Genomic DNA, 12,154 nt, shown 5'->3' with positions numbered 1-12,154 from the left:
TACAAGGCAGTTTGAAATAGAGATGGCAACTATGTCCGTTAAAGCAAGAAATTCAGCAATACCTGCTGTGGCACGTCAGTTCAGACTCAATCCTCTGTACCTTTCTCTGGCCTCAATTCTGTTGGTGGCACCGGCTGCCTTCAGCGTGGCCGCCGAAGAGACCATTACCGTAAACGCCGACACGCGTGAAAGCGTGACCTCGCCGCTGCAGGGTTATGTGGCGAAAGAGAGTGCGGCGGGCACCAAAACGTCCACGCCGCTGCGCAAAACCCCGCAATCTATTTCGGTGATTACCCGCGAGCAGATGGACGATCAGGCTGCATCCTCCGTTGCGGATGCGCTGAGCTATAGCAGCGGCGTGCTGACCAACTATCGCGGTAACTCCAACCGTAATGATGAGATCATCGCGCGCGGTTTCCGCTATGCGCCGAAATTCCTCGATGGCCTGAGCTACGGTTTATCCGGCCAGGCGGGCGCTGCGGGGCAGGTTGATCCCTGGTTGCTGGAGCGCGTAGAGATGATCCACGGCCCCGCGTCGGTGTTGTACGGTCAGGTGAATCCAGGCGGCATCGTGGCGATGACCAGCAAGCGTCCTACCGCGCAGAGCATTCACAAAGTGCAGCTCAGCACCGGCAACCAGCATTTGGGTGAAGCGGCGTTTGATTTCGGCGGTAAGCTGAACGATGACAACACGCTGTTCTACCGCCTAAACGGTATCGCCAGCACCAAACATGAGTTCGTCAAGGACAATAAACAGCAGCGCATGGCGATTGCGCCAGCGATTACCTGGCTGCCAAACGCGGATACCAGCTTTACGCTGCTGACCATGTACCAGAACGAGCCGAAAGCGGGTTACCGTAACTTCCTGCCGGCCAGCGGCACGTTGAAAGAGAGCAGCGCGGGTTACATTCCTTACGATTTCAACGTCAGCGATCCGAGCTTCAACGAAGCCAAGCGCGAACAGACCTCGATCGGCTATATCTTCGAGCACAATCTCAACGACAACCTGAGCTTCACGCAGAATATGCGCTACAGCAACATGGACGAATCGTACAAATATCTGGTGTATACCTTTGATGCGGATAACGATCACTCAATCAACCGTCGTCCGCAGCATGACAAGATCAAGTCGAAAGAGTTGGGTCTTGATAACCAGCTGAAAGCCACCTTTGAAACCGGCAACATCGCGCACACCGTGCTCGGCGGGTTGGATTACAAGTGGAGCGACGTGGATAACAAACTGTGGCGCGACAGCGGCGATCAGTACATCCTCGACTGGGCCAATCCGACGCGTATCAGCATCAATGAAAGCGATTTGACGTTGACTACCAGCACGCGCAAGAAGCTCGATCAGGTGGGCGTTTATCTGCAGGATCAGCTGGAGTGGAATCAGTGGAACCTGCTGCTGTCTGGACGTCACGACTGGAGCGAAGTACGCACTCAGGATCGCACCGACAACAGCCAAACCCAGCAGAACGACGACAAGTTCACCGGCCGTGCAGGTCTGCTATATGCGTTCGATAACGGCATTTCACCGTACGTCAGCTACAGCACTTCATTCGAACCCAACCTCAACAGCGGCGCGCCAGGCACCGATCCGTTCAAACCGACCACCGGCGAACAGACCGAAGTGGGCGTGAAGTATCAGCCGGTCGGTTGGGATGCGGTGTTTACCGTGTCAGCGTTTGATATCACGCAGAAAAATATCACCGCGTATAACAGCGTGACCGGCTACAACGAGCAGATTGGTAAAGTGCGTTCGAAAGGTATCGAAACCGAAGCGCACGCGCAGATTACGCCAGAGATCAAACTGTTAGCGGCTTATACCTATACCGATGCGGTGACCAAAGAGAGCAGCATCACTCAGCGTATCGGTCATTCTCCGTCGAGCATTCCGCGTCATGCGGCATCGGCGTGGGGTAGCTACACCTTCCTTGATGGCGTGCTGAGCGGCTTTACGCTGGGCAGCGGCGTGCGTTACACCGGCACCGCGCCAGCGGATGAAATTGGCGTCGACAAAGTCCCGCACTACACCTTGTATGATGCGATGGCGAAGTATGAGCTGGGCGAAGCGGCGAATTCGCTGCGCGGCACCACGCTGCAACTGAACGTCAACAATATCGCGGATAAGCACTACGTGGCGTCATGCAGTAACGAAAGCGCCTGCTTCTACGGCAGCGGTCGCACCATTGTGGCTTCCGTCAGCTACAGCTGGTAATTCCCACTGGCGGCCTCTCTGGCCGCCGTTTCGTTTCGCATTCCGTGCGGCTCGCTTGCCACTAAGACACTTCTTAGCCGGTTTTCGGAAAATACTGTATTTGTGTGACTGTCATCACTCTGCAAGGCGCGTTAAAATGAACGCTTCTCATTTAGCAGGGGTTTTTCGTCACGATGTTATCGCGCTTCACTTTAGCCACTTTGATGGCAACAATCATGCTTAGCGGCTGCGCCCGCCTTGCCGCCGTAACAGGTACATCACATGACAGCACTGCGACTGCGGACGCGTCCACCGCTCAGCCTGCAACCGGCGCGCCAATCGACAGTAACGATTCGCCTTCACCGTTCGAAACCGGCCCAACGGTAATTAACATTTCGCATGTGGTCACGCGTACCGATGACGGTTCTTCTATTTATGTGACGGTAGATGGTCAGGATGCGGGCCTGCTGAAGAAGGGTGAGAAGAGAGAAATTCGCGTTTCGCCTGGTAAACACCAGATTGGTGGTTACGTGCAGACGCTGTTTGGTTTTGGCAAAGTGACCATCGCCTCTGTGGATGTCACCACCGATCCGAACAGCCCGAAAAACGTGGTTTATTCTGTGACGCGCCAGAAGCCCGCGTTTAGCGAAACCGACGCCACGCCGCCGAATAATTCGTGATGTATGGGTGCGTAAATATGCGCACCAGCAAGGTTTTGCAGGGTCGCCATAAATGGCGTAATGCCGATCAGTTAAGCACAGAGCGACTTTCGTTCGCCATGTGCTGAGGCAGTTGCAGCATCTCCGTGCTGCGACCGAGCAAAGGGCGCCTGGCCGCGCCCTCTGCACTCCCGGGCCTTGCGCCAGCCCAACCCGCCGCTTCGCGGTGCCTTCACTCATTCACGATTCCTGACGGACCGGCGGCGATTCGCTCCTGCTCAGCGCCACCTCTCGCCGCATCCATGCGGCTCGCCCTGGAATCCCTCATTCCCTCAGCGGTTTAGGATGTCGCCTCAACACTCGCGCTGCAGCAGCAATGCATTTTCCTGACTCGCCATCGCTACAAATTCCGTAGGGTTGCCATTTATGGCGACCTGGTGCGCATGAATACGTGCGGACACGGTCATCACAGGCGGCGCTGTTGCGGATTGCTAAGGTCCGCGCCTTCGGACCTTAGCCCGGCCACCTGCTTCACACATTCTGAAACTACCAGATGCTTAGCGGGCGGAATCCCTGCGATGTCAGTGCGCTGCTTATCTGACATGCATTACGCCATTCATGGCGACCTTCCCACATCAACTCCGGCTAAACACCAGCTTCAACCCGGCAACCGTAAAGCAGCAAGCCAGCAGCGCATCCAGCCCACGACGGATGCGGCGGTAAAATGCCGCCATCACCGCAGTGGAGAACAACACCGCATAACCGCCAAACACCAGCACGCAAATCGCCGCGCAGCCTGCAATTATCATCGGCAAGGTGGATGCCGCCGCACCCGGTTTTAACGCCACCGACATAATCGCCACCCACGTCAAAATCGCTTTAGGATTGCCGACGTGCATCAAAATGCCCTGACGAAACATTTTGCCGAAGTGCGCTTTCTCGCTGCCCGGCGCGAATTCGCTGGCATCTGGCTTACGCAATGCCGATTTCCCCGCCTTAAATGCCAGCCACAACAGATACAATCCGCCACCAATCTTCAGCACAATCAGCAGTTGTGCGAAAGTGGCCAGCACGGTGAGCACGCCGCAGGCTGCAAGCAGCGCCCACATCATCGAACCGCCAATCACGCCGCTGGCTAATGCCAGTGCCGCGCCGCGTCCCTGTTTCATCGCCGTGCCCATAATTGCCATGTTGCTCGGACCGGGACTGGCGGTGGCGACGAAATAGGTGGTGTAGATCAGAATCAATTCATGTGACAGCGCCATAGGTTCCTCTGTAAATCATGATGGATTACGCCGCGAGAATGTGCTGAATTGCCAGAAACATCGGGATTGCGCCAAATACATTGGGCGGCTCATGCAGTGCCACAAATCCCAGGCGGGTGTAAAAATTCACGGCTTGCGGTTCAGCGTCAAGATAAACGCCTTTTACCGGTAATGCGGCATGGATTATTTTGACTTGATCGAAAAATGCGCCAAGCAGATCCTGACCATAACCTTTCTTTTGTTCCCTGACAGCGATTCCCAACATAACCAGGCGCACCACGCCGACTTCGGCTGGCATGGAACCGGGCACCACGCCTGTGAGCTTTTGTTTCAACAGGGAATAGGCGCTGAAGGTACAAATTCCCAACAGTTCGCCGGTGTTAGCGTCAATCAACGCCTTCGCTGCACAGTTTCCCTCTTTTACGCTTTTTTTAAGCGAGTTGCGTACAAAGGCGTTAATAATTGCGTTGCCGCAATCGAAGTGTTTATTACCGGGATAGGTGATGTCTGCCTGATAGGCGCACACCATAACGTCAGCGCTGTTATTCCTTGAATTTTCCATCTGCTCTTTTCCTTCGCATCAACGCTTGTAACGCCAGCGTCGGAGCTGCAGGTTCAGACATGAGCTGATTCACTTGCTGCCAACTCTCTTCAGAAAGCTGGCGACGTCGCTGATTATCCAAAACGGTTTCTGCACGCTCAAGCGCCGCATTTAAGATAAAGGCACTCAAATCTAATCCTGCAGCGGTTGCTGCTTCCTTTAAAACTTCTTTAAGATTTGAACTGGTTTTTAACTCTACGCGCGCATCTTTAACGGCGCGCGTATCGGTGGATAGTGCGGGTACTTTTGGCATAGTGAGAGCCTCGCAGAGTAAAAACGCCTCCTGTTGACGTCAGTCCTTAAACTTATGCAGCGTTGCATCGTGAGTGAAGTCTTTCATTTCAGTTAGCTTGGTACGGCTAATAACCGTATGCGAATAATGTAAACCTTATCGCTTCGATGAGTCAACGCGTACGGTTGATAGCCGTATAAATTATTTTGCTGTTGCGCCTTATTGACCGTGCAACTCCTTCCGTAACAGCACCAATTCACCCGCCAGATCGCGGCACAGCATCGCCGTCATCAGATGATCCTGCGCATGCACCAAAATCAGCGTGACCGGCACTTTGCCGCAGCCTTCATCGGCGCCAATCAATGCGGTTTGGATTTTATGCGCCGCTTTTGCGGCCTCATCTGACGCCGCCAAAGCCTCATCGGCACCTTGCCAGTCAGCTTTGCGCGCCTGCTGGATTGCTATCATGGCTTGCGATCGCGCCTCACCAGCATTAATCAGCAACTCCATCATTGTTTGTTCAAAATCCATATCCGCCTCACTTATTGGTATGCCAAATTGGTGATAACGATGCTACCGGAATACCAAAAAGGAGTTCCGCGAGCATGATCACAGAAATTAAGCGCGAATATCGCCATTTTGGTATGCCACGAACCATCAAGCTGATGCATAACACCTAATACCGCTGAGGGTTGACCAATGTCTCTACAGGAACGTCTTATCGATTCGCTGGGTAGCTTTGCCACGCGATTCAATAGCTACCGCTACATCATGGCGATCAAAGCCTCGTTCATCACGCTGATGCCGGTGATCATCGTCGGGGCGTTTTCGGTGCTGATTTCCAACATGGTGCTGGACCCGAAAAATGGCCTCGCCAGTTTCTCTGCGCTGTCGTTTCTCGCCGATTTAAAACCGATCACCAGCAGCATTAACTACGCCACGCTGAGCTTTCTGAATATCGGCGCGGTGTTCTTGATTGGTATCGAGCTGGGTCGCATCAACGGCATAAAAACGCTGTTTCCTGGCCTGCTGGCGATCATCTGCTTTATCTCGGTGACGCCCACCACGCTGCAAATGCTGGTAGATGGCCAGATGCATGTGGTCACCGATGTGCTGGCGAAACAGTTCTCCGATACCAAAAGTCTGTTCCTCGGCATGTTTATCGCCATTCTGTCGGTGGAGATTTACTGCCGGTTGGAGCAGGTTGAACGGCTAAAAATCAAAATGCCGGATACCGTGCCGCCGAACGTAGCCGCATCATTTTCCGCACTGATTCCATCCATCATTACCGTCACGCTGGTCGCTACCTTTGGCTTTATCTTCCATAAGATCACCGGCATGTACCTGTACGACGCCGTGTACAAAGTGGTGCAGCAGCCGCTGGAATCGGTGGTGCAGAGCTTGTGGGGCATTCTGCTACTGATGTTTGTTGCCCAGCTGTTTTGGGTGATTGGTATTCACGGCAACCAAATGGTGAAACCGATTCGCGAGCCGCTGCTGCTGGGGGCGATTCTGGTCAACATGAACGCCTTCGAGCAAGGCAAAGAAGCGCCAAACATCATCACCATGCCTTTCTGGGATGTGTATATGAGCATCGGCGGTTCCGGCCTGACGATTGGGCTGTTAACCGCGGTGATGATTGCCACCAAACGCAAAGAGATGCGGGAAATCGCCAAGCTGTCGTTTGGACCTGGCTTATTCAACATCAATGAGCCGGTGATTTTTGGTATGCCGATCATGCTCAATCCCATTCTCGCCATTCCTTTCATCATCACGCCGCTGGTCACCGGTTCGATTGGCTATTTCGCCACGGTGATGGGCTTCGCCGGTAAAGCGGTGGTAATGGTTCCCTGGACTACGCCGCCAATCATCAATGCGTGGCTCTCAACCGCCGGTTCGATGGGCGCGGTAGTAACGCAAATCATCTGCATCGTGGTTTCAGTATTGATTTATCTGCCGTTTGTCAAAGTGGCTGCACGTCGCGCCGAAGCGGCGGAAGCGAAAAATCTGCAGGCCGAGCTGGCACAAAATTAAGGAGATTCGATGAGTAAGCACACCATTGCGCTGCCTGAGGGCTTTATCCTCGGCGCGGCGGCATCGGCCTGGCAAACCGAGGGCTGGAGCGGCAAAAAAGCCGGGCAGGATTCGTATCTGGATGCCTGGTACCAGCAGGATTGTCATGTCTGGCACAACGGTTATGGACCAGCGGTGGCGACCGATTTTATCAACCGTTTTCGCGAAGACGTGGCGCTGATGAAAGCGGCTGGGCTGACGCACTATCGCACCTCCATCAACTGGTCGCGCTTTCTCATCGACTATGAAAACGCGGTGGTTGATGAGGAGTACGCGGCCTATTACGACCAGCTAATTGATGAGATGCAGCGTCAGGGCATTGAACTGATGTTGTGCCTCGAACATTACGAACTGCCGCTGCAGTTGCTGGAGCAGTACGGCGGCTGGCAGTCAAAACATGTGGTGGAGTTGTTTATCCGCTATGTCGAAAAAGTGTTTGCCCGCTACGCCGGTAAAGTGACGCGCTGGTTTGTATTTAACGAGCCGATTGTGGTGCAGACGCGCGTCTATCTTGATGCGCTGCGCTGGCCGTATGAGCAGAACACCCATAAGTGGATGCAGTGGAATCACCATAAAAATCTCGCCACGGCGAAGGTGGTAAAGCTGTTCCGCCAGCAAGGTTATACCGGCACGGTGGGCACTATTCTCAATCCGGAAGTGACCTATCCGCGCTCGTCGGCGGCGCATGATGTTAAAGCCGCGAAAATTTACGATCTGTTCTACAACCGGGTGTTTCTCGACCCGGCGATCAAAGGCGTCTATCCGGCTGAATTACTGCAGCTGCTGGATAAACATGAAGTGCAGTGGGACGTCACCGAGGAAGAGCTGGCGATCATTGCCGCCAACACCGTCGATGAGGTGGGTCTGAATCTTTACTATCCGCATCGCGTCAAAGCGCCGTCACGCGCGTGGCATCCTGAGACGCCGTTCCATCCGGCCTTTTACTACGAACATTTTGAGCTGCCGGGCCGCCGCATGAACAGCTCGCGCGGCTGGGAGATCCAACCGCGCATTGTCTTCGACATGGCGCAGCGCATGAAAGAGGAGTACGGCAATCTGCCGTGGTTTGTGGCCGAGAGCGGCATGGGCATCGAAAACGAAGCGCAATTTAAGGATGCGCAGGGGGAAATTCAGGACGACTACCGCATCAACTTTATTGCTGAACATCTTTACCAGGCCGTGCGTGCGCATGAAGCGGGCAGCAACTGTCAGGGCTACATGTTGTGGGCATTCACCGACAACGTTTCGCCGATGAACGCCTTCAAAAATCGCTACGGACTGATTGAGATCGACCTCGATAACCAGCGGCAGCGACGCATGAAGAAATCCGCGCACTGGTTCCGTCAGTTGCGTGACACCCAGCAATTGACCCTCAACATTGACGATGAAGCCAAATAAGGACGACCGATGAAACGCATTATTCTGGCCTGTGCAGCAGGCATGTCGACTTCGATGTTAGTTACCCGCATTGAAAAAGAGGCGGTAGCACGCGGTCTTGAGTACCAGATCTACGCCATCCCGGAACAGAACCTGCGTGAAGAGTTACAAAACTACGGTCAGGACGTGGTGGTGGTGCTGCTGGGACCGCAGGTGCGCTTTAAGCTGGAGGAGAATAAAAAGCTGACCGACAGCTATCAGCTGCCGATTGCGGTGATCGATACCGTGGCTTACGGCACGTTGAATGGTGCAAAGGTACTCGATCAGGCGCTGGCTTTGGTACACTAGCGCCCAGATAGCAGTCAGGTTCCGGCTCGCACAGGACGCGGCCGGGCCGAATGCACCATGATGCAAAAGGGTGAGAGCGTGGAAAAAGCCGAAGCGCCACAAGAGAAAAAGCAGTATCAGGAAATTGGTCAGCATCTGCGTCAGCAAATCCTCGATGGCCATTACCCGGTTGGATCACGACTGCCGCCAGAGCGCCAGTTGGCGGAAACCTGGGGCGTGAGCCGCACCATCGTGCGTGAAGCGTTGCTGATGCTGGAGCTGGAAGGCACGGTGGATATTCGTCAAAGCTCAGGCGTTTACGTGATGCGCATTCCTTCGGAAAGCGAGGATGCGGAAGAGGCATTTTTCCGCAGCGATGTCGGCCCGTTCGAGATGTTGCAGGCGCGTCAGTTGCTGGAGAGCAATATCGCCGCCTTCGCCGCTAAAATGGCCACCAAAGCCGATATCGAAAACCTGCGCCGCACGCTGGAGCAGGAGCAGCGCGCCATCGCGCTCAACGACAGCAGCCAGGATAACGACAAGTTATTTCATCTTTTGCTGGCGGGCGCGACGCAAAATCAGATGCTGCTCGATACGGTTACCAGCGTCTGGCGCCATCACGAAGCCAGCCCGCTCTGGCAGCAGCTGCGACCGCAGTATGAAACCCGCGCCTATCGCTTGAAGTGGCTGGGCGATCATCAAACCATTCTGGCCGCGCTGCGACGTCGTGATGTGATGGGTTCCTGGCAGGCGATGTGGCAGCACCTGGAAAACGTTAAGAATACGCTACTGGAGTTATCCGATGCCGATGCACCTGACTTTGATGGCTACCTGTTCGAATCGGTACCGATTTTTCAGGGTAAGTTGATGTGATGCGGTCGCCATAAATGGCGCCCCTACAAACCCGCTGTCGTAGGGTCGCCATTCATGGCGACCAGGTGCGCATTTATGCGCACCGCAACAGTGCAATGTAACATCGCCCCCAATTATTTAACCGCTGAAAACTGAAGCCTTTATTTATTTACTTATGGCTCCGCATTAATTACCGCACCAAATTGTGACGCGCATCGCCTGATTCAATAAATAATGCACTTAATTTGTGCTTCTCCTCATAAAATCAACATAAGAAAACACTATAGCAGCGGATAATCCGATTTATTTCGGTAGTAGACTGCTAAGCGGATTAAAAGCGACTGAATGAATATTGTTTATAATCAATATATTAATAACACCCCCTCCGATTGAATCCTGCACAATTCCGTTAATTTAAAACCTCGCGCCTGTCATATTCATGTAAAAAAGACGTTGCACACCTAATTTTTAAAATGATAAAAGTTTCTCACTTGATAATGCTTTTTCATTTTAAAAGGTGACCGATAATGGCTCTTGAAACGGCTGAAGTCCGTATTTCGACATCATGGCAGCGCCCGGAAAATAAATGGCTGGCGGCATTTGCCGAATTTCCTGTTGCCAACATTGGCGATGCGATGGAAAGACTGAATATGTGTGATGGCGGCATTGTTCCGGTCTCCTCTAACACCGCATTTGTTGGCTTTGCCTTGCCGGTTCAGGTTACGGCAGGCGACAACGCGGCGGTGATCCGCGCGCTGGATTACATCCAACCGGGCGACGTAATGATGATTAACGGCCAGGGCCACATCGATCGGGCGCTGGTGGGCGAGCAGCTGACGCAGCGCTTTCAGCATGCCGGTGCGGTGGCGCAGGTTATCGACGGCGCGGTTCGCGATCGCAGCGTGATTGAATCCACCGGTTTACCCACGTTCTGTCGTGGCACCACGCCAGCGGGGCCTTTCAAAAACGGTCCGGGCGTGATCGGTGAACCGGTCGCCATTGGCGGCGTGGTGTGCTGCGCGGGTGACATCGTGGTCGGCGACGATGACGGCGTGATCATCATTCCTTTCTGGCGCGCCGAAGCGGTATTGGCGGCGGTACAGGAAGTGGCGCGCCGTGAAGCAGAAATGACGGCAGAAGTAACGCGTCAGTATAAATAAGCCGCAGGCTTGCGCATTCCGGGGATGTTTTCACCACACTTTCAGGGCAAACCAATGACGAAATCACATGCGGTAACAATGGATTACGCTTTGCCGAAGGACGGAACAACCAAAAATAACGTCGTTCGCCGTGCCTCGCTGGCGGGCGGCGTCGGATCCTTTGTCGAGTGGTATGACTACGGCATTTACGGCTTATTGGTCAGTTCACTGGTGCTAGTGTTTTCCGCCAGTGACATGAGCACCACCGATTCCGGCCTGATGTTGACCTACCTCGGCTTCACCGTAAGCTTCTTTGTGCGCCCGTTCGGCGGCGTAATTTGCGGCTATCTTGGCGACAAAATGGGCCGTCAGAAGCTGCTGGCGATTCTTCTGCTGATGATCTCGCTGGCGACGGCGGCGATTGGCCTGCTGCCGAGCTACGCCAGCATTGGCTGGGCGGCACCGGCGCTGCTGATTTTGCTGCGTATCGTGCAGGGATTCTCTGCCGGTGGCGAAGTCTCTGGCGCGGGTTCGTTCGTGGCGGAATATGCCGAAGATCATCGCCGCGCGGTGGTGATGTCGCCGCTGGTGATGGGATCGTTTATCGCGTTACTGTTCGGCAGCCTGCTGATCAGCGGATTGATCAACGTGTTCGGCACTGAGGCGATGACCGCTTGGGTGTGGCGCGTGCCGTTCCTGCTGGCTATTCCGATGGCCTTGATTGGCGTCTACATCCGCACCCGCATTGAGGACACGCCCCATTTTCAGATGGTAAAAGCCAACAAGCGCGTGGTGCGCAATCCACTGCGTGAAGTGCTTTCCTCAAAGCGCCATCTGAAAGCGATTGGACTGGCGATCACGCTGCCAGCGGTCAACGGTCCGGGCTATTACATCCTGTTTGTCTACATGCCGACCTACCTGAATAAAGTGATGCACTTCCAGCAGATTCAAAGCTTGATGGTCACCGCCTGCGGCTTGATCACCATTATCGCCACCATTCCGATGATGGCGTGGCTGTCGGATCGTCTGGGACGCAAGCCGCTGCTGGTGGCGTCGGCGATTGCGATGGCGCTGCTGGCGTGGCCCTGTTTCTGGTTGCTGACGCTCGGCATGTTCCCGCTGGCGTGCATGGCGGCCGTTCTGCTGGCCTTTGCCTTCGCCGGACATGCTGGAGTGATTCAGGCGACGCTGGCCGAAATGTTCCCTACCAACGTGCGTTACAGCGCCTACAGCATCGGCTTCAACCTCTCAACGGTGATCTTTGGCGGCTCTGCGCCATTACTGATGACATGGCTGATTGGGATGACCGGCATCGCCAGCATTCCCAGCTATATGGTGATTTTCACCGCCGCGCTGACGCTCATTAGCACGCTGTATCTGAAAGAAACCGCCGGTAAGCCACTCGCTGCCGAGTGAAAGCCGTAGCAATCTG

General features: G+C 54.4%; 12 protein-coding genes. 8 read left to right on the top strand and 4 right to left on the bottom strand.

Annotated elements, in window-relative coordinates:
• Nucleotides 1-31: 31 nt before the first annotated feature.
• Nucleotides 32-2,218: a TonB-dependent siderophore receptor gene (locus BM323_RS14520; RefSeq protein WP_008110794.1), complete on the top strand. Its 2,187-nt coding sequence runs from the start codon at nt 32-34 to the stop codon at nt 2,216-2,218.
• Nucleotides 2,219-2,391: 173 nt separating this feature from the next.
• Nucleotides 2,392-2,877, top strand: a complete 486-nt coding sequence (locus BM323_RS14515; protein ID WP_008110796.1) for a hypothetical protein — start codon at nt 2,392-2,394, stop codon at nt 2,875-2,877.
• A gap of 614 nt (nt 2,878-3,491) precedes the next feature.
• On the opposite strand, the gene BM323_RS14510 is transcribed toward BM323_RS14515, so the two are convergent.
• The 4 genes from BM323_RS14510 to BM323_RS14495 all read right to left on the bottom strand — a co-directional run bounded on the left by BM323_RS14510 (nt 3,492) and on the right by BM323_RS14495 (nt 5,485).
• Entirely contained in the window at nt 3,492-4,121 is a 630-nt protein-coding gene (locus BM323_RS14510) for a LysE family translocator (protein ID WP_008110142.1), read from the bottom strand.
• 25 nt (nt 4,122-4,146) lie between these two features.
• Nucleotides 4,147-4,683, bottom strand: a complete 537-nt coding sequence (locus BM323_RS14505) for a GNAT family N-acetyltransferase (protein ID WP_008110140.1) — start codon at nt 4,681-4,683, stop codon at nt 4,147-4,149.
• Nucleotides 4,664-4,975: a type II toxin-antitoxin system TacA family antitoxin gene (locus BM323_RS14500; RefSeq protein WP_008110139.1), complete on the bottom strand. Its 312-nt coding sequence runs from the start codon at nt 4,973-4,975 to the stop codon at nt 4,664-4,666. Before BM323_RS14500 ends, BM323_RS14505 begins: the two co-directional genes overlap by 20 nt.
• A gap of 198 nt (nt 4,976-5,173) precedes the next feature.
• Complete coding sequence (locus tag BM323_RS14495; protein ID WP_008110138.1) at nt 5,174-5,485, bottom strand: PTS lactose/cellobiose transporter subunit IIA; 312 nt, start codon at nt 5,483-5,485, stop codon at nt 5,174-5,176.
• 168 nt (nt 5,486-5,653) lie between these two features.
• Between BM323_RS14495 and BM323_RS14490 the strand changes: the two genes are divergently transcribed.
• From BM323_RS14490 to BM323_RS14465, 6 genes are all read left to right on the top strand, one after another.
• Entirely contained in the window at nt 5,654-6,988 is a 1,335-nt protein-coding gene (locus BM323_RS14490; RefSeq protein ID WP_008110137.1) for a PTS sugar transporter subunit IIC, read from the top strand.
• Between the two features lie 9 nt (nt 6,989-6,997).
• On the top strand, nt 6,998-8,425 hold the full coding sequence (locus BM323_RS14485) for a glycoside hydrolase family 1 protein (protein WP_008110136.1): 1,428 nt from the start codon (nt 6,998-7,000) through the stop codon (nt 8,423-8,425).
• 9 nt (nt 8,426-8,434) lie between these two features.
• Nucleotides 8,435-8,752: a PTS sugar transporter subunit IIB gene (locus tag BM323_RS14480; RefSeq protein ID WP_008110135.1), complete on the top strand. Its 318-nt coding sequence runs from the start codon at nt 8,435-8,437 to the stop codon at nt 8,750-8,752.
• A gap of 78 nt (nt 8,753-8,830) precedes the next feature.
• Entirely contained in the window at nt 8,831-9,604 is a 774-nt protein-coding gene (locus tag BM323_RS14475; protein ID WP_036650080.1) for an FCD domain-containing protein, read from the top strand.
• A gap of 506 nt (nt 9,605-10,110) precedes the next feature.
• Complete coding sequence (locus tag BM323_RS14470; RefSeq protein WP_008110133.1) at nt 10,111-10,743, top strand: RraA family protein; 633 nt, start codon at nt 10,111-10,113, stop codon at nt 10,741-10,743.
• 54 nt (nt 10,744-10,797) lie between these two features.
• The gene (locus BM323_RS14465) at nt 10,798-12,138 is read left to right on the top strand and encodes an MFS transporter (protein ID WP_008110132.1); all 1,341 of its coding nucleotides are present in this window, start codon (nt 10,798-10,800) and stop codon (nt 12,136-12,138) included.
• Nucleotides 12,139-12,154 lie beyond the last annotated feature (16 nt).

It is taken from the genome of Pantoea sp. YR525 (assembly GCF_900116775.1).
Classification (GTDB): domain Bacteria; phylum Pseudomonadota; class Gammaproteobacteria; order Enterobacterales; family Enterobacteriaceae; genus Pantoea; species Pantoea symbiotica.
This window is presented reverse-complemented; position numbering and strand designations above follow the sequence as displayed.

Bases quoted from the DNA above. Each gene is read 5' to 3' on its own strand.
- BM323_RS14495 (WP_008110138.1), bottom strand. From the start codon at position 5,485: ATGGATTTTGAACAAACAATGATGGAGTTGCTGATTAATGCTGGTGAG.
- BM323_RS14480 (WP_008110135.1), top strand. From the start codon at position 8,435: ATGAAACGCATTATTCTGGCCTGTGCAGCAGGCATGTCGACTTCGATG.
- BM323_RS14500 (WP_008110139.1), bottom strand. From the start codon at position 4,975: ATGCCAAAAGTACCCGCACTATCCACCGATACGCGCGCCGTTAAAGAT.
- BM323_RS14490 (WP_008110137.1), top strand. From the start codon at position 5,654: ATGTCTCTACAGGAACGTCTTATCGATTCGCTGGGTAGCTTTGCCACG.
- BM323_RS14465 (WP_008110132.1), top strand. From the start codon at position 10,798: ATGACGAAATCACATGCGGTAACAATGGATTACGCTTTGCCGAAGGAC.
- BM323_RS14485 (WP_008110136.1), top strand. From the start codon at position 6,998: ATGAGTAAGCACACCATTGCGCTGCCTGAGGGCTTTATCCTCGGCGCG.
- BM323_RS14515 (WP_008110796.1), top strand. From the start codon at position 2,392: ATGTTATCGCGCTTCACTTTAGCCACTTTGATGGCAACAATCATGCTT.
- BM323_RS14470 (WP_008110133.1), top strand. From the start codon at position 10,111: ATGGCTCTTGAAACGGCTGAAGTCCGTATTTCGACATCATGGCAGCGC.
- BM323_RS14510 (WP_008110142.1), bottom strand. From the start codon at position 4,121: ATGGCGCTGTCACATGAATTGATTCTGATCTACACCACCTATTTCGTC.
- BM323_RS14505 (WP_008110140.1), bottom strand. From the start codon at position 4,683: ATGGAAAATTCAAGGAATAACAGCGCTGACGTTATGGTGTGCGCCTAT.
- BM323_RS14520 (WP_008110794.1), top strand. From the start codon at position 32: ATGTCCGTTAAAGCAAGAAATTCAGCAATACCTGCTGTGGCACGTCAG.